An 18,004-nucleotide genomic window follows, 5' to 3' on the forward strand; every position below is an offset into this window, starting at 1 on the left:
AAACTCGAGTAATCTGAACGATAGATCAATGAACGATACGCGCATCATTCTCCCAGGCGGCGCCGGCCTTGTCGGCCAGAACCTTGTCGCTCGTCTCAAGCAGCGCGGGTATACGAACCTGGTCGTACTCGACAAACACCGCGCCAATATCGAAGTCCTGCGCAGCGTGCACCCTGACATCACGGTCGAGTATGCTGATCTGGCTGAGCCGGGCGACTGGACTCGTTATTTTGAAGGCGCGGCCGTTGTCGTGATGCTGCAGGCCCAGATTGGCGGTCCGACGATCGAGCCATTCATCCGCAACAATTTGACGTCTACGACTCACGTGTTGGCGGCGATCAAGCAATTCAATATCCCGTACACGGTGCACATCAGTTCATCTGTCGTGGAATCCGTGGGCGACGATTTCTATACCGACACCAAGAAGCAGCAGGAAGAGATGGTGCTGGCGTCAGGCATTGAATGTGTGGTGCTGCGCCCGACACTCATGTTCGGCTGGTTCGACCGCAAACATCTTGGCTGGCTTTCGCGCTTTATGCAGCGCGTGCCGGTCTTTCCGATCCCCGGAAGTGGGCGTTACATGCGTCAGCCGCTCTATGCAGGGGATTTCTGCAACGTGATTATCAGTTGCATCGAATCGCGAATCAGCGGCAAGGTGTTCAACATCACGGGGCTGGAGCAAGTCGACTACATCGACATTATTCGTCAAATCAAGGCGGCTACGAATGCCCGTTGCGCGATCGTGCGCATTCCGTACGGACTGTTCTATGTGCTGCTGAAGGTGTACGCGCTGTTCGACAAGAACCCGCCTTTCACGGCGGATCAGTTGAAAGCGTTGACTGCCGGCGATGAGTTCGAGGTGATCGACTGGGAGGGCATATTCCAGATCAAGGCCACGCCATTTGCCAAGGCGATGCATGAAACCTTCAACGACCCTGTGTACAGCCAGATCGCGCTTGAATTTTGAAGTAGGAAATAGTGATGACAGACGAAAAGATCGCGGTGTTGGGCGCGGGCCCCATGGGCCTTGGGGTCGCCTACCAGTTGGTTAAAGACGGGCGCAAGCCCGTTATATTCGAAGCAGACGACCGCGTAGGCGGCATGGCCGCGTGCTTCGATTTCGGTGGGTTGTCGATCGAGCGCTATTACCACTTCCACGCGATCTCCGATCACGCGTTCTTTGAAGTGCTGCGTGAACTTGGTATCGAGGACCAACTGAAGTGGGTCGAGACCAAGATGGGCTACTACTACCAGGGGCATGTGCAGGCTTGGGGAAACCCGATCGCGTTGCTCAAGTTCAAAGGGCTGAGTCTGACGGCGAAGATTCGCTACGGCCTGCACGCGTTCCTGTCCACCAAGCGCGACGACTGGCGTCCGCTCGACCACGTTGAAGCGTCCGGTTGGATTCGCCGCTGGATTGGTGAAGAGGCGTGGGAAGTATTGTGGCGCCGGCTGTTCGACTACAAGTTCTACGACTATGCGTACAACTTGTCGGCTGCGTGGATCTGGAGTCGCATCCGCCGTATCGGCCGGTCGCGCTACGACTTGTTCCGCGAGAAGCTTGGCTATCTCGAGGGCGGCTCGGATACATTGCTCGAGGGCATGCGCCGTTACATCGAAGCTAACGGTGGTGAATTCCGTTTGGGTTCGCCGGCACAGAAAGTTGTGATCGAGGACGGCGCCGTCAAGGGCGTGCAGGTCAACGGGGAAGTGCTGCCCTTCGATAAGGTTATCAGCACGATTCCGTTGCCGTATGTCCCGCGCGTCATTCCGGATTTGCCCGCTGACATTTCGACCGCGTTCCAGAGCGTGAAGAACGTGGCGGTGGTTTGTGTGATCGCCAAGCTGAAGAAGGCAGTGACGAAGAACTTCTGGCTGAACGTCAACGATCCGGATATGGATATTCCTGGCCTCGTTGAGTACACCAATCTCCGCCCGCTCGATGAGCACATTGTGTATGTCCCGTTTTACGTGCCAGGCGAGCATGCAAAATATCAGGAAGCGGACAGTGTTTTCATCGACAAGGTGAAGCGCTATCTGATGAAAATCAATCCGGCTTTGACCAGCGACGATTTCATCGATGTACGCGCGAGTCGTTACCGCTACGCACAGCCGATTTGCGAGCCGGGCTTCCTTGACCGGCTTCCGCCGATCCAGCTTCCTGTGAAGGGGCTTCTGGTGGCCGATACGTCTTATTACTACCCGGAAGATCGCGGTATTTCTGAAAGCATCGGTCTGGCGCGAAAGATGGCGAGGATGCTGTGACGATGCCCGCAGGGACCGCGAAGGGGCGACTGGTGTCACCCCGTTTCCTCAAATTCCTTCTGGCTGGCGGGGTTGCGGCCGGAGTGAATTTCGGCAGCCGGATCATCTTCAATAACTGGATGCCGTTTACCGCGGCGATCGTACTTGCGTATATCGCAGGCATGATCACCGCCTTCATTCTGACGAAACTATTCGTCTTTACGGAGAGTGTTCACTCCACATCGCGGTCTGCGATGTTTTTTACGTTGGTGAATCTCGTCGCCGTGTTGCAGACGTGGGTGGTGAGCGTGGTGCTGGCGTTTCATCTCTTGCCGTGGCTCGGAATCGTGTGGCACAAGAAGGAAATCGCTCACCTCGTGGGTGTGATCGTGCCCGTATTCACCAGCTACATTGGTCACAAAAAGCTATCGTTTCGATCGCACTAGGGCTGCATTGGCTACGCCCTTTGCCTCTTTCGGCGCAACGTTGAACCCAGCGACCGCAGCGGTCCAGTCACTCTCCACGAAGTGGAGTCCTGGAGCTCTTGGATCGTCCGGTGTGCCGCTTCCAATTTCCTCAAGGCCGCGAGATTGCGTGACCGCTCAAGGTTGAGTAGGTCTGCGAGCGGCTCGCTACTTGAGGCGGCATCGCGCGGCACGGACGTCTTCGTCGCGTTCTTCATGCCCGCCCAGCTGTTGACGATCTGCTGTTGATCTTCAGAAGCTTTTAGCGTGACGAAGAATTCGATCTCGTAGCGCTCTGTGTCGAAAAAATTATCACAGGCGAAGTGGACGAGTCCGGCGCGCGCCAGACTTTCAAACAGACTCGCGAATGAGCGGGGTGTGAACGTCCAACAGTGCACATCGTGGTACGTGCCGTTCTGGAACGCATCGGTTGCAGGCGGAATTGCGTCGGCAAATGAATGGCAGCGCTCGACAGATTCTGCGCTCAATTCGGTATCCCACGCGCGTTTGGGATCGACGTGGGAGACGTTGAGTAGATGGTCAAGAATGCATATGGGTTGCGGTACACGGGCATGCGCAATGTAGGCGCTTAGAACGTCACATAGCTCCGTTTCGCGGCGGATGAGATCAAAAGTAAAGCGCTTATCGGGGACGACGAGTCTCAGCTCTCCCTGCTGATTCAGAATGGAGTGGAGTTCCTCCAGCCATGTGATCAGATCGGGGACGTGTTCGATTACGTGAGACGCTATGACGTAGTCTACGGTCCTGTTCTTGAGACACTCACGCAGTGTCTGGGCGCCCCATACGGCGTCGATCTCGACAATCGCGTTGATGTCGACCGCGGAATTGGACCGATATTTGTCCCTTAGAGATTCGGTATCGGCATGATCGATGTAGATAACATCGCCCTCTGATTTCGTCACTACAGGACGAAATAGAGGCCCGATCTCAATGCCAGTCAGTTGTTTCAGATTCAGGCCGTCGAGCAATTTCTGCTTGCGATTCATCAACTATTTCCTCGCGAAGTGAGCACTGAAATGACGCCGTCCACCTTCCTTGGCTAAAGCTGATACTTGAGCGTGAAATCACCGCATGATTTGTATGCAGACTGGAAGCATTCGGGATCGCCCCGTGAACGGATGTGAAAACGATCGGGACCTACATGTGAGGTTGGTTTGGGTAAACACCTAGGTGCAGAGATGTTGCAGGGTAGCGGGTCCACGATTCCGACCTCGTTCGCTAATTTGCCCATGATAGTGCCAGGATCGACCAGAAGCGATTTGTTTTACTTGTCATACTACGAACTACTGTCAGGAAGGGCGATTAAAAGGTGATATCCGGCAATGCGGACATCAGCGGACTGCGTTGATTTTTGGGGATCTGGCAGAAGTGGCCGAGCTGACCGATATAAGCTGAAACAGGCCGCTCCTTTGTGGCGTTGGCGATCTGATTCAGTCCGCGTCTGGCGAAGTGCCATTGATCGCCTCGGGAACGTCCGACACGCGCTGGAGGCCTCTCTTCGACTCTTAAGTGAGAATGTCCGAGCGCGTCTTACAGCGTTATCAGCCTGAATCAGCTGTTACTTCGCGGAGGAAAAGAATTTTTGTGCGTCTGCTTGTGGCTGCACGTGAAGGGTCTCTAGCGTCACATGAATATTCTTTTTCCAAAGGAGATTGCTTGGTGAAACGAGACGAATCTCTTTGACGCTCGCCGTAGCATGTCCGGCCGCCATCGCAACGAAATCATCGTTGGATACCACCAGGGGAGACAGCACGAAACCGGTTTCTCCCATCTCTGGGATATATCGGTAACGAAGGGTTTTGCCAGTGGTCAAGGTAACTTCGATATATACCAGAGGCAACTTATAAGCCATTAGTGTCGCTTGACCTAACAATGTGGGGCGCATGTGTATGCGCGCGATCACTATGCCGTCGTGAGCAGGAACGACGATAGGTTCGTCAGTCTTCGCATCTGTATCGACGAGAGGTGTCGTACTGGTTGCCCTTGGAGGCAACGTCTTTTCCATCTGAATGAAATTCTGCTGCCGCCCGATGATCGAGTAATTCGTCAGCAGGACTCCCCAACTCAGCGCATCTTCTTGCGCACGGAATCGGTCGTCGATCGCCCCGACGGAGAAGAGAACATTCTGTGGAGCAAATTTGCCAGTCAGATGGTCCGCGTTTGCTTGGTCAAGTTGCGGGCGATACACTGAATAGCTTTGCAGGATGGGACGCCCAGACCACGGAATATCATTCGCGAAAAGCACGGACAGATCAGTTGGATACACGTCCGTTGTACCCTGGATTCCGCTTACCGGTTCGGCTTGCCTAACCTTCATGAGACCATTTGTGAACTCATTGCCGAAATAGGCTGGATCATTGAGGCGGCGCGCCAGTCCATCTGACGTCATTACGTATGACCAGTGAGGGCGGTGGACTATGTATCTGAGTGACCCTTCCCCCATAGAGAACTCAAGCGATAACCAAATGACAATGGACGCACACCCCAAGACAACTGCATCGCGCTTGCGCAGCATTGTAGCGAGCGAGAGAGCTACAAACAGGAGTGAGGCTGAGGACATGCGCTGATGACCGTCCTGGCGCACAAAACCGGCCTTGAATACAACAAAGAGGTAGAAAGTAAGGCCAAGCATTGGCAACAGACGTCGGTGTCCCCGCCCCGAATTTGCGAAAAACATCCATAGCGCTACCAGGGCAGGCAGGATCCACAAGCCTACTTCGAAGAAGGGCCCATGAACTGACATTGCCTCGGAATAGCCAGAGATGATGGGTCGTTGGGCCGCGAAGAAATTAGGCAGGTTGACGAGGGACTGCCCGCTCGCGCTCCAACCGATGCACAAGGATGCGATTGCGACAATGACTGACCCTGCGGCTAGCGCTATTTGGCGCGCCAGGATAAGCATTAGAATCGCACATCCGAGTTCGCCAAATGCCAGCCCAGCAAAGCTTCCTTTGATAAGCGGCAGTGTTGAAACCCCGCAAACCGACACCAGAAAAAGGATGACGCGTGCCGGAGTAAGCTTCAGGAAATTGGGGTGATTTTCCGCGCAAGTTAGGCGTGCCGTAGCGAGCAGAACGACCAAAGGCACCGCAAAGAAAATTGTGTCACGGAGAATTGATTCGGAAATCGCAAGTGGTAGAAGAAGAAGTAGCGCGGGCCGTCGATCAAAAGCGAGGAGCGCGAATCCGGCGCATAAACCCGCTGCGGTGATCGCGCTACCAACCAGCATGATTGCGTCAGTCGCTGGATGATAAAGCGTTGTGTAGACGGACGCCCATGGACCGAAGGTGAAGATCACATCCTTGCCAAACACCATGTGTTCGGCAACAGCAACATTCATCGCGAAGGCCCAGGACATGTCCAGGCCGGGAGCTTCGGCAAACCACGGCTGGAATGGCACGATTATGAGACCGGAGATCAGAAGGGCGACCACAGCCAACGATCGAATCAGCCAATCTTGCGGTGTATAGCGGGCACCACTGGTTTGCGTTGCGATCATGATTTCCTGGCGAATTCGATGTTGTTTTCAGCCACACTCATCAGAAGCAGGCCGGCGCCGAGCAGCGCTATAGGCATAAGAAGTGAGAAGATGATCATGTCAAACATGGCGCGCCAGTCAATGTCCATGACTGGCTCCGCAAGTCGTTGGGTAAAGATGGCCGAATGGTAGCAGAATCGGTAAACGCTGTTTTTAGTGCGTAACGGTGAGGGCATCGCGAAAGAAGCGAGCGGATGCCGTATCAAATCTGACATTGGCAAGCAGCAACCCAAAAAGAAAGGATGCGCGACTGCGTGCTCTTCGAAAATGGGCGCGCGCGAGTGCCGTACCGAATCCCTCGCTGACCTTTTCGCCCGGCTCGTGGCGCTTACGACGTAGCCACGAGAACCCGGTGCCGTGTTGTTGGGAAGCTTGTGCGCCGAAATGCTGTACTTTGGGCTCGGATTCTGAGCCAGCACCCTTCAGGGGTAGGCGATTTCATATTTGGATATACTGCCGGGTACATCCGTGCCAGCAGTTCAAAATTCAACAGAGGTCGGATATTTCTGACTCAAACCCACGCTAAAAAAATGCTCAAAAAAGTTGAAAAACAGAAGCGATTTTATGACCATCCAGTATCACCCGAGATTCCGCTGGATTTAACGACGCAGAGATTCCGACACAAAGACTTTCCCGCCTCGGGCCCCCATCCATGGCTCGATCTCCCAGACGCCAAGGAGCAAATTGAGGCACGTCTACGGGCGGGCGAGATAAACGAGCAGGAAGCCGAGTTGTGTCGCAAGTGGGAGCGCGACGGCTATGTGATCCTAGAAAAGTTCTTCGATGACGCGCAACTTGATGATGCGTGGAATGCGTACGAAGATGCGATCGCCGCCGGAATCGTGAAGCCGCCGCATGAGCCTCTGTTCGACGGCGATACCACGCATGGGCGCATTCTAAATCCGCATTTCTCCGTGGGGAACATCAAACAGATGCTTTTCGATGAGCGGATGGGCGAATTGGTTAGCCTTCTCTTGGGCGTCCGCGCATTGCCTTTCCAGACCATCATCGGCCATAAGAGCAGCGAACAGCTTCAACACTCCGACTCGATTCATATGTCGACCTATCCGACCGGCTACCTGGTCGCGAACTGGATTGCATTTGAAGACATTCACTCGGAGTCGGGGCCACTTGTCTATCATCCAGGGAGCCACAAGCTTCCCTATCAGATGGCGGACGATTTAGGCATCTCTTATGACGTTGGATACTCGGCATATCACAACGTCTACGAACCTACAATTCAGCGCCTGATCCGTGAGCATGAACTAGAAACAAAGTACTTTCTTCCCAAGAAAGGTGACATATTGCTTTGGCACGCCAACCTGCTGCATGGCGGAAGCAAGATGCAGAATCCGGAGCATGTCAGTAGAAAGGCACTCGTTTGCCACTTCTTTGCCAAGGGCTGCACGTGCTATCACGACCTGATCGGCATGCCGGCATCCGTAACGCCTGCAGTCTTTGATGCGCAAGCTTATCTGGCCGCACACCCTGACGTTGCCGAGGCGGGAATTGATCCATATCTCCACTACGCCCGGAACGGAAAGCATGAAGGCCGCGGCATGTCCATGACACAGATTTTTGACGCTGCAGCTTATTTTCGGGCGAACCCTGATCTAGATCCCGATGTGGTAGATGCCTATCAGCATTTCATCCACTTTGGTCGCGCAGAAGGTCGCCCTATGGGTGCTCCTGCCAACGACTGATCAATGAAGCTGTCTGACCCGAGACCAGCGTCATTTCATACTGGTCTCGGTAGATAGTTAATGGTCGTCGTTACCAAGTGTGACAAAACAACATTGGCGCGCGCCTTGTACAATTGCTCCTCCTGCTGTTGCCCAAACAAAGATGAGGAGATAACCGATGCACGCCGCGCCGATCCACCCTAACGACGACATGTTCCACGGTTCGCTGGAACACTACGCTTCGGTCGGCAAGCAGATGGCTGACTTCGTAGTACATGCGGCTGAACTGGCGGGCGCCGAATCGCCAACGATTCTCGAACTCCCGTGCGGATATGGCCGTGTAACGCGTCAGTTGGCGGAGCGATTTGACCCCTCCCACATTCACGTGGCGGATATCATGGCCCCGTCCGTAGATTTCTGCGTTGAAACCTTCGGGACCATTGGGTACCACATCACTGATCCTGTTTACGAGTTCAAAAACGTCCCTGGAGAAACATTCGACGTTGCTGCGCTAGGCTCGCTCGTTACCCATTTATCCAGTCACAATGCGCGCTCGGTCATCGGACATTTTTTTTCGAAGATCAAACCAGGAGGCGTCGGTGTAGTCACCACGCACGGTGAGAAATCTCGCGAACATCTTGGTATTGGGGATTGCTATCAAGTGGGCGAGGACGCACGTCAACATCTGTTGAACAGCTACGACGCAAATCAGTTTGGTTTTGTGAACTATCGAGTCGATCACTCGCTTGAGGCAAAGACCGTAGATTACATTGGCGATAGCTACGGTATCTCGCTCACACCCGGCGATTGGGTGAAAGAGGTCTGCGCGGAAAACGACCTGACTATCGTCGAGCATCGCCCGGGCGGCTGGGACAATCACCAGGACGTATTTCTAATCAGGAAATAATCTGGTTTAAGCCGCCTGGCGTCGTTAGCACCCGACGCTAACCTCGAGTAACGACATTCATCGTATGTGGATGCGGTCGCAAAGCATAGTAGTCGAAGAAATGCTGTTGCCACAGCGCGCAGACCGTATCCATTTGTTCGATGAGATCTGATCCGAAAGCATGGCCAGAATCTGCGGCGTCAATTCTGGCTCGCATGCGGTCCAGTAGCAATCGCTCAAAATCGTTGTTGCAATAGCCCTTTATTTGCTCGTGCGTGAGCGGATAGGCCACGGTGTTCGTGTTCGCATGCGTCGAAACGAAAGTACTAAATAGACGCTCGACGATGAACGGCAGAAAGGGCGCTGGATCCGTATGGCTGGTTTCCTCCATGACGTTTCGCGCAGCGACGTGAGTCGGCTCAGACTCCAGAAACTCGGCGATCGGAACCAGAACGCCGCCTACGTAACGTTCCCAGAACTGCTGGGATCCCACCCAGAAATTGCTATAGGCGAGGTACCGGGAATCGTGCCTCGGCGTCTCGCCGAGCTTCCAACCCAACTTGCAAGCGTTGATCAGTTCTTGCGCCGCACGGGTAAGTCCAGGATGGGCATACTCGCCCTGCATCCAGACGTTATACGACCAATAGGCAATCTGCGGAAATGGATTGATGAAGCAGACGTCCGCATCAGCCTGTGTGCGCACGAATTCGAGGAAGCGTGCGCCTGATATCTTTGCCTTCAGGTTGAACTTCGGAGAGAACAGGCCCGTGAAGTCGTGGCGTAGATGAACCTTGTTGCGATACATGTCGACAAGGATCCCGAATTCACGCCACTCCGCCCGCGCGTTTTCCGCCCGCACTAATGGAATAAATTCAGGGTCGGCGAGTGCCTGATCCTGCGCATAAAGCGGTTCGTAGATCGCAACGCTCTTGTTCATACCTGGCCTACGCGCTCCACGCAATAGCGTTTCAGGTCGCTGCGCCACTTCAGGTAGGTGAATGACGCGTTAGGTACGGTGAAGCTCGGGTAGCGCGTTTCGATAGGAATGCCCAGCAGGTGCTGTAGAACCACGCTAATGGGTCCGCCGTGTGCAACTGCGGCAGTCAATCCCGGCTCCGACGCATGGGGCAGTACTTCGAGATCTACCCAGTTGCGCACGCGATCGGCCATATCCAGATGCGACTCACCTCCCTCATAGCGATTGGTGATGTCCTCGTTGAACGTCGGATACGCGGCGTTAAAGTCAGCTTCACGCCACGTGGCGTAGATGCCGGGATTGGTCTCGGCAAGCCGGGCGTCAAGCTTCATGGGCGCTGATTCACCGAAGACGATTTGCGCTGTCTGATGGGCACGCTTCCACGGGCTGGAAAAGAGGGGGGACGGTTGATAAGTAAACCGCTCCAGTGTCTTCGCAAGCCGTGTGGATTGTGTTTTGCCCAGGTCCGTGAGTGGGTCCTGGTTGGTCGAAATGAGCAGTCCTTGCGCATTCGCGGTCGACTGGCCGTGCCTGATCAGTAGAAGGTCCATAGTTCGGATTGAGTCGACTAGATTGAGTTTTCGCTGGTTAAAAGTGTCATCAGCGTCTGCGCAGGTGCCGCAAGTCCAAACCGCTGGTGCACATCGTCGAACGCATTGCGTTTCATCTCCTGTCGCAACTGGCTATCCTGATACATCTGTTCCATGGCTTCAGCCCACTCGTCAGCTGTATTGTTCACGAGATAGCCCGTCACTCCGTGCGTCACGGCATCTTCGTATACGGGGCTTTTCGAATAGATGCCCGGAATGCCGAGGCTGCCATAGTCGATGTATTTGATACATGACTTGCAACTATTGAAGAACAGCGCTTCAGGATCTTCCCGACCGCCAAGCGGAACAACCGAGAACAGATAACCCGCGTCGCGTATGGCGGACTTATACGCCGCGTTGTCGAGAAAGCCCTTGGCCGCCAGCCGCGGAATTCGGGACATCTCTGGAAAGCCGTCGCCCCAAAATTCCAGCGACACTTCCGTATGCCGATTCATGAAGTCCACAAGGACCTTGAAAAAGTCCTTTCTGAAGTGGACAAGCTTGATGCCGTCAGTGTTCGAAAACATGATCTTTGGCGGTTGGACTTCTCGCCAATCGCTCGGATCCGACGGAATAGCGCTGTGATCAAACCCGTTGGAAATGATGGACACAGACGAACGAATACGCTGCAATTTATTGCGCAGTGCTTCGTTGGACACTGTCGCCACGGAAGCATGTCGCAGCAGCCAGGTTATGTTCGCCAACAGGTCGTCGTTCAGATCAGTGACGCTGTACATCGGCAAGTCAATGATCCAGTCGTCCATATCATAGATCGTACGCAGGCCTAGATCGTTGGCCATGCGCATCAAATCTACCGCCCGGTTGGAGGTGTGCTTGTTGAACAACACCGCGTCAAAACGCCTGAGCTGGCCGATGGTAATGTCGCCTTCGACAATTTCCTCCCATTCGATCATGCCGTGATTGGCCATATAACCGAGCAGGGGACCAAAGCGGGCGGCAATCGACCTCGACATCAATTTGTCGTGTGATAGCGAAACTCGCTGCACTACCAGTAATCGTGGGATTCTTGGCATGTCAAATACTTTCTCTTGCTAGCATCTCGGCGAGTTGTGGTCCAATGGTTGAAGCTGAATGCCGGTCCAGCACACGCTCGTACGTCTGCAAGATTTTCGATTCACGATCCGCGTCTGTCATTGCGCCTTCGATCGCCTTTGCTAATCCTTGTACCGAATCGGTGGGCGCATACCAGACACCGTCTGCGAAATGCTCCCTTTGCCAAGGGCCGTCTCCAATAACAAGTGGTTTCCGCATGATCGCGCCCTCGAGGCTCGAACGCCCTGGAGGATCGATGCTGGCTTCTACTATGACTGCACAGTTGGAAATGATCGAACGCAGGAGCGCGCTGCATGGCTGCACGAAGGGTAGGAAGGTGATGCCGGGGTGTGCTTCCTTTACGCATTGCCGGTAATACTCGTCGTCTCTCGCACCGCCGACGAATACGCCTTCGAGCTTAAGTTCGTTCAACGCCCGGATCAGTTGCAACTGGTTTTTGATCGGTTCAATCAGGCCGAGACATAGTGCGAAGTTAGTCGCGTTGCAGATCGTCGACAACAGATCGTTGTCTGCCGGCGCGAGAAAGCGATCGGAAACGCATGTCGGAACCACCAGGAGTTTGTCCTCCGGCACGGAGACATACTGCGTAAAGTTGGCGAGTTCCGCTTGTGATTTGAATAACAGCTTGTGCACGCCACGAGTGATCTCGGCAATTCTCGCAACCTCGTTAGCGGTTGGTGCGTCGGTCCACCAGACATTCGGCCAAAGAAAGACAGGCTTGTTCTTAAGTTTGGCCTCTCGGAGAATGGCTTCTCCGTCGGCGTGTACCGAGAAATGGATGATGCCGTCGTAGAAACTGAGTGGCCGGCTGCCGATGCCGTAAATGTCCGTATGAACACCGGAAGCCTTCATGATTTCGGCGACCTGTACGAGCTCGGACTCGCCTCCGCCGCTTACAGTGAATGCTGTGCTGTACGTGGTGAGCAGGAATTTCAAACCCGTCATGTCGTTCTCCCGGTCGCAAGCTGTGTGAACAGATTGCGCCACACTTCATCGCTGGTCTTCAGAAGGATATCCTTGGCGCGATTCAAGTAGATTTCGCGCGACTGCCCGGCCTTGCCCCCGGTGACATCGACCAATTGCGCGAGCAGCGTTGCCCATGAATCGGCAGGCGCGTCATCCGGCAATACGCTTTCGGCGAGACACAACTCTTCGGCTGCCGTGCCCGCACGCACGAGTACGGGCTTCCCATAATGCATCGCTTCAAGTACGGGCACGCAAAACCCCTCGTGACGACTGGTCACCAACAGAACAGCTGATCGTTCGAAACAATCAAGCAGATCGCAGTCATCGAGCGTGCCCTTGAAATCGACGTGGTCGAGCACGCCGAGTCTGCGAGCATAGTTAATCAGGTATTTCGAGTAGTCATAGTTCGGCATGCTGCCTATGACGGACAACGTTGAAGGCACGCCGAGGTTGCGTAACCTGTGCAGAATCTCGATGCCATCTTCGATCCGCTTGTGTGGAACGACGCGGCCAACCATCAGCAATTCGGCGTTCGCGCGCGGTGCGCTGCGCGAGTTCGGATTGCGGCTGAATGCGGGCATGTCGGCGAAGACAGGCGGGACAACTTCAATCGTTGCATGCCCAGCTACGCCTTCAAGCGCTTGGGCCGAAAAATGCGAGTTCGCAACGAGTAAATCGAAGACGCCGAGGGCGGGTAACTGCGCGAGCGCGTCCTGGCACAATTGAGCAGTGCGTGGTTCGAAAGCGCGTAGTAGTTCCGGATCTGTTACGCCATGGAAATAGCCAATCTTCTTGCAATTCAACTTCGTTATCTGATCCAGGTTCGGATCAAAAATTGAATAGCTAAGGAAGAGGACATCGTCGGGCTGAACCGCGGAAGATAGTTCGCTGAGAGGATGCACTCTCTCGTTAGCGGCATCGTGGTTCTGTGCGTACAACTCCGCGGAGAAGCCAAGCCGCCGCGCAGCTCGAGCCACGCCGAGGCAATGGTTTCCGACAGCGTCGCCGCTGAAGATGTCTGGCGCGCAGATCAGCACTCTCATGGAGACACGACTCCTGCTTTGATTTCCGCCAGTCTATCGGCGTATGCACGAGCGACTGCCTCAATAGAATAGTCGCGGACAATACGCGCCTGGCCGGCCTTGGCAACGCGTTTCCGGCGGTCTTTGTCTTCGAAGACCGTACGGATCTGTTCCGCCGCAGTCGACACGTCGGGATCGCACCAGTACTGACCCTCGTAAAACAGATAGTCGCCTGCGCGCAGGGGGACGAGGTCTCCATCCACAAGAAAGGATGTCTGCTCGTCGCAGAAATCCACATTCCCAGAGAAGTTCGTTACTACGACAGGCTGTCCCAATAGCATGGCTTCAGCAATCACGCGCCCGAACCCTTCGCTGCGATGGAGCGAGATATAAGCGTCGCATGCGGCCATAAAATCGACCGTATCCTGACGGCTCAATCGCTCCGAGACGATACGGATTCGAGGATCCTGTGCAGCGAGTTCGCACACTGCGCGCCACGTCGGATCGCTGTCTCGCACGTTCATCGCTTTGACGATCAGACTGACGCCGGAGGTCTGGGCGCCAAATGCTTTCTGAAACGCATGGATACCGGCGATTGGATTCTTGCGCGTCAGCCACGAATTGCCGTCGAACATCAGGTAGAACAGGAACTCGTTGGACGGTAAGCCAAACCGGCTGCGGTCGGGATTCACCGGCGCTGGGATGTTCACTGCCATCGGAACGTGATGGACTGCAGTGTCCCCTTGTCTCGCGAATGCCGATTGTACGAACCTGCTCTGCGCCCAAATTTCGTCGACGAGCCGATGAAGCTGGCCGAAGGCGCTCGGCCACTGTGGCAATTCCCACGGCCACGCGCCGATCTTGTACGTGTCAGCCTCGATGAGGTTGCGTCCGCCCTCGAGCGAAAGTCGCAGCATTTCGGGCGGCGGCAGGCAAAAGACGCTCAACCCGTACTTGAGGTTGACGCTTAGGAGGTGGTCGACGGACGTATCGAGTTTCGCTGGGCCTGCCATGGGCGCATTGATCAGCGCGCATGGGATCGCGGAGAGCCCAAGAGCTTTCGACGCCATTCTTGCGTCTTCGCCGAGCCCGAGCACTCCCTGCGGAAATCCGACAATGTTGACCCCGAACGGGCGGGCGCGCCAGGCGCGCTCGATCGACATAACGTATTGATTGCCGCTGCCGTGAGAATTGGCGCTAACGGTAGCAATGGAGATCGAACCCAGCGTTGGATATTCGTTTCTGCCGTGGTTTTGCCACCAGCGTACCAGCTCGGTTGCTCCGGCCTCCGTGCTGGTGTCAAATGTCGCGGTCAGGTCAGCGCGGTCCTGCCGGATCGATTCGAGGAATCGGGGGACGGCAGACGCGGGTGTTCCGGGGGCCGACTCTGATGCCAGCAAGGTCGGCAAGAGGGTGTTTGTCGACCATTGGATAACCGGGTAGGCGAACTGTCCTTCGCTATCCCACCAGGTCAGCGCGGCCAGGCGTCCAGTCAATGTTTTCAGATCGAACGCCTGCCGCAAATCAGCCCGGTCGCGACACATCAGAATCAGAAAAAGGGGAAGAGGGATCCCTGTGGCGTTATCGGAGTCCTCGAGCTCAAAGAGACCCTCAGGCACGCCAGAAAGTATCCATCTGATGCTCGGGTATTGGTCCTTTCTGTGATCGCGCCACCAGCCCAGAAATGCGATTCGACCGCCGAAGGTCTCGAGGTCGTAAGCTTGCCGCAAATCGGCGCGTTCGTTTCTGATGAGGTGCAGCAGACGCGGGCACGGCACTTCGTCGGCATTACTGCTTTCGTGTGTTTCGAGAAGCGCGTGAAAGATCTCTGCCGGAGACCAGGCGATCCTCGGGTATTCGACTTGACCGCGCTCTTGCCACCAGCTCACGCACCCCAGTCGACCGGCAACGGTCGTCAGGTCAAAAACCTGTTTCAAATCGGTTCGGTTTTCGACGATTACCGAAAGGAACGCAGGTAAGTCGAAACCACTTGGCCCGTCGATATCGGCCGGCTCGAGCAAAGTTGCGGTCAGATGCTTTCCGTCCAGAATGCTCGGCGCTGTGCTCTTCAGCCAATATGCAATGCTTCGGGGGTGTTCCGAGATCAGCGTTGCGTTGTCGAGTTGCTCGACATAAGCAAGGTCTTGCGATCGGGGTTTCCAGTCGAAGTCCGGGTAGTCTGTACGCGCGACGGATTCCCACCACAGATACAGTGCGATCCGGTCGGTCAGCGTCTTGCAGGAAAACTCAGCGAGGTCCGCACGAAACTTAAGCAAAAAGTAAACGGCGCTGGGCAACGCGAATCGTTCGCTTTCGGACGGGTGTCGTGCTTGATCCAGCCACTCGGTTGTTTTTGTCATTTCTTTACTGGATCAGGTCGGCAACTCGGGAAGGCCACGCAAAGGAGAAGTCCTCGTGTTCCAGCGTCAGGTTCGGCGAGTAGCATGGGTCGTTCAACAAGAAATCACCCCAGCGGTTCTGCACGTACGCGACTTCCCGATTGAATCGGGCGATCTTCTCCGGATTGTCTTCGTATCCGCGAGTCGCAGACTCGTGGTGATACAACTCGGCATAAGGGGTCCACACATTGCGATACCCCTCTTTGCGAACGCGCAGGCAGAAGTCGACGTCGTTGAACGCGACCTGTAGCTGTTCGTCGAGTCCGCCGACCTGCTTGAAAATCGATTGCCGTACCACGAGGCAGGCGGCGGTCACTGCGCACATCGAACTGCGCAGCAGTGTTCTCGAGAAATAACCCGGCTGAGGCTTGGCGCTATGTTTGTGCGAGTGACCGGCAACACCCCCGACACCGATAATGACGCCGGCATGCTGGAGTGTGTCGTTCGGATAGAGTAGTTTTGCGCCGACACAGCCCACGCCGGGTTGCAGCGCGAGCGATACCATTTCGCTCAGCCATTCCGGTGTGATGACTTCGATATCGTTGTTCATCAGACAGACGAAATCGGCTGTACTCGCAAGCCCTACGCGATTGTTCAGTGCCGAGTAGTTGAACGGGGCATCATCCCGCTTCACTGTCACGACGCCGTCTGCCTGCAAGCGGGCAAAGAGTTCGTGCGTTGCCGGCTCGACCGAACCATTGTCGATGATCGTGATGCGAAAGTTCTTGTAGGTGGTCTTTTCGCGAATCGACGCTACACATTGTTCAACCAGACGAGCAGCATCGCGCGTCGGAATGATGATCTCGACCGACGGTTGTGCGTCCGGGAGTTCGTAGCACACCTTGTTGTAACCGCTTGCTCCGGGCGCCGGTTCGACATGGCCCTTTACGCCTTTTCTCTGCAAGTGCTCGTCGATTGCACGCATCGCTGCGATATGTGCATACGGCTTGGCTTCATGCGTGGATGCCGTGCTTTGCGGGTGTACGCGCCAGTGATAGAGCACGCGCGGAATGTGATGAATCGCGCCTTCGCCGCAGTAGTCAAGGAATCGCAGCGCCAGATCGTAGTCCTGCGAGCCGTTGAACTCGTCGCGGAATCCTCCGATTTCTCGCATTGCCGAAGCACGGTACACACCGAAGTGCGTGATCATGTTCTGGCTAAGGAACAGGTCGTAGTTGAACGCCGGCTTGAAGTACGGTTCGGAACGTACGCCGTCCACCGAAATCTTGTCTTCGTCCGAGTAGATCAACGAGGCTTCCGGATGCTCCTGTAATGCTTCTGCGACGCAAAACAGCGCGAGCGGGTGAAGTTCATCGTCGTGATCCAGCAGGCCTACGAATTCACCCGTGACCAGTTCGAGCGCGCTGTTGCTCGCAGCACTGATGCGGCCGTTCGTGGTGCGGTAGGTCACCTTGATGCGGGGATCTTTGCGCGCGTACTCCGTAAGCGTTTTTCGAACGCTGGGGTCGGAGGAGTTGTCGTCCGCGATGCAAAGCTCCCAATTGTCGTACACCTGGTTGATGACCGAATCGATTGCCTTGCGAAGCCAGCGCTCCGGCGTGTTGTATGTCGGCATCAGCACGCTGAATAGCGGCTTGTCCTTCCAGCCCGACACACGCTTGCGCAGCGCGGTGTATGCGGAGCGTTGTGGCTCGTGCGACTTGATCCACTTCGGATAGTCGCGACGGCCGTCGGCCACAGGCGCGGGTGTGTTGGCGACAACGCTTGGTTGCGAAGCCAGCATGTGGCGTGGCCGATGCAGAACGAACGGCACCTCACGCGCCAGAAGCTCGATGTTGAAATTGCTAATGGAGAAGGGACCGGCCTGTGCGATCGGATCCAGGCGCAACGCGTTCGTGGTGAAGGGCAGAAGCAGATCCTGCTTGACCGTGCCGTCCGAACCGACCGTCATGTAGATGGCCGTTGCTTCGGACATGCCGTGGCCTGCGTCGTAGTAAAGGACGCAAGGCGACGCCGGCAGCTTGTCAGTCTGCAACTGAAAGGAGACCCGGACATGTCTGCCCACCATCTTCTTCCAGCCTTTGATCCAGAACTGCGGATCGTTATTGATCGCTAGCCACGGGAAAGCCGCACTCGACGTTTTTTCAACGTTCTTTAAAGGACGCAACTGAAATTTCATAT

15 protein-coding genes are annotated in these 18,004 nt (G+C 55.4%); 5 read left to right on the plus strand and 10 right to left on the minus strand.

Features of this window, described 5'->3' with window-relative positions:
- Positions 1-28: 28 nt before the first annotated feature.
- Genes KHO30_RS28695 through KHO30_RS28705 form a run of 3 tightly spaced genes read left to right on the plus strand, consistent with a single transcriptional unit; the run spans position 29 to position 2,690 of the window.
- Positions 29-967 (plus strand): NAD-dependent epimerase/dehydratase family protein, encoded by a 939-nt coding sequence (locus KHO30_RS28695; RefSeq protein ID WP_211703006.1) that lies wholly within the window; start codon positions 29-31, stop codon positions 965-967.
- 14 nt (positions 968-981) lie between these two features.
- Positions 982-2,265: an NAD(P)/FAD-dependent oxidoreductase gene (locus tag KHO30_RS28700; protein WP_211703007.1), complete on the plus strand. Its 1,284-nt coding sequence runs from the start codon at positions 982-984 to the stop codon at positions 2,263-2,265.
- Positions 2,266-2,267: 2 nt separating this feature from the next.
- On the plus strand, positions 2,268-2,690 hold the full coding sequence (locus tag KHO30_RS28705) for a GtrA family protein (protein ID WP_211606030.1): 423 nt from the start codon (positions 2,268-2,270) through the stop codon (positions 2,688-2,690).
- 11 nt (positions 2,691-2,701) lie between these two features.
- Here KHO30_RS28705 and KHO30_RS28710 read toward each other — a convergent pair whose 3' ends face one another.
- From KHO30_RS28710 to KHO30_RS39600, 3 genes are all read right to left on the minus strand, one after another.
- The gene (locus KHO30_RS28710; protein ID WP_211703008.1) at positions 2,702-3,715 is read right to left on the minus strand and encodes a methyltransferase domain-containing protein; all 1,014 of its coding nucleotides are present in this window, start codon (positions 3,713-3,715) and stop codon (positions 2,702-2,704) included.
- A gap of 572 nt (positions 3,716-4,287) precedes the next feature.
- Positions 4,288-6,228, minus strand: a complete 1,941-nt coding sequence (locus KHO30_RS28715; RefSeq protein ID WP_211703009.1) for a hypothetical protein — start codon at positions 6,226-6,228, stop codon at positions 4,288-4,290.
- Positions 6,225-6,356: a hypothetical protein gene (locus tag KHO30_RS39600; protein WP_280531449.1), complete on the minus strand. Its 132-nt coding sequence runs from the start codon at positions 6,354-6,356 to the stop codon at positions 6,225-6,227. The genes KHO30_RS28715 and KHO30_RS39600 overlap by 4 nt, the downstream gene beginning before the upstream one ends.
- 441 nt (positions 6,357-6,797) lie before the next feature.
- Between KHO30_RS39600 and KHO30_RS28720 the strand changes: the two genes are divergently transcribed.
- Positions 6,798-7,970 (plus strand): phytanoyl-CoA dioxygenase family protein, encoded by a 1,173-nt coding sequence (locus tag KHO30_RS28720; protein WP_211703010.1) that lies wholly within the window; start codon positions 6,798-6,800, stop codon positions 7,968-7,970.
- Between the two features lie 157 nt (positions 7,971-8,127).
- Positions 8,128-8,856 carry a class I SAM-dependent methyltransferase gene (locus tag KHO30_RS28725; RefSeq protein ID WP_211703011.1) on the plus strand — a complete coding sequence of 243 codons (729 nt, stop codon included), beginning with the start codon at positions 8,128-8,130 and terminating at the stop codon, positions 8,854-8,856.
- Positions 8,857-8,893: 37 nt separating this feature from the next.
- Here KHO30_RS28725 and KHO30_RS28730 read toward each other — a convergent pair whose 3' ends face one another.
- From KHO30_RS28730 to KHO30_RS28760, 7 genes are read right to left on the minus strand one after another with little or no spacing between them, the layout of a single operon-like run.
- Positions 8,894-9,772, minus strand: coding sequence for a hypothetical protein (locus KHO30_RS28730; RefSeq protein WP_211703012.1), 879 nt, complete (start codon positions 9,770-9,772; stop codon positions 8,894-8,896).
- Entirely contained in the window at positions 9,769-10,362 is a 594-nt protein-coding gene (locus tag KHO30_RS28735; RefSeq protein ID WP_211703013.1) for a histidine phosphatase family protein, read from the minus strand. The genes KHO30_RS28730 and KHO30_RS28735 overlap by 4 nt, the downstream gene beginning before the upstream one ends.
- Positions 10,363-10,379: 17 nt before the next feature.
- On the minus strand, positions 10,380-11,435 hold the full coding sequence (locus KHO30_RS28740; protein ID WP_093636363.1) for a glycosyltransferase: 1,056 nt from the start codon (positions 11,433-11,435) through the stop codon (positions 10,380-10,382).
- A 1-nt stretch (position 11,436) separates the two neighbouring features.
- A complete protein-coding gene (locus KHO30_RS28745) occupies positions 11,437-12,420 on the minus strand; it encodes a glycosyltransferase family 4 protein (protein ID WP_093636361.1) in 984 nt (327 codons plus the stop codon).
- Complete coding sequence (locus KHO30_RS28750; protein WP_093636359.1) at positions 12,417-13,484, minus strand: glycosyltransferase family 4 protein; 1,068 nt, start codon at positions 13,482-13,484, stop codon at positions 12,417-12,419. Before KHO30_RS28750 ends, KHO30_RS28745 begins: the two co-directional genes overlap by 4 nt.
- On the minus strand, positions 13,481-15,823 hold the full coding sequence (locus KHO30_RS28755; RefSeq protein ID WP_211703014.1) for a glycosyltransferase family 4 protein: 2,343 nt from the start codon (positions 15,821-15,823) through the stop codon (positions 13,481-13,483). Before KHO30_RS28755 ends, KHO30_RS28750 begins: the two co-directional genes overlap by 4 nt.
- Positions 15,824-15,827: 4 nt before the next feature.
- The gene (locus KHO30_RS28760; RefSeq protein WP_211703015.1) at positions 15,828-18,002 is read right to left on the minus strand and encodes a glycosyltransferase family 2 protein; all 2,175 of its coding nucleotides are present in this window, start codon (positions 18,000-18,002) and stop codon (positions 15,828-15,830) included.
- Positions 18,003-18,004 lie beyond the last annotated feature (2 nt).

The organism is Paraburkholderia aspalathi (genome assembly GCF_905220735.1).
GTDB lineage: Bacteria > Pseudomonadota > Gammaproteobacteria > Burkholderiales > Burkholderiaceae > Paraburkholderia > Paraburkholderia aspalathi.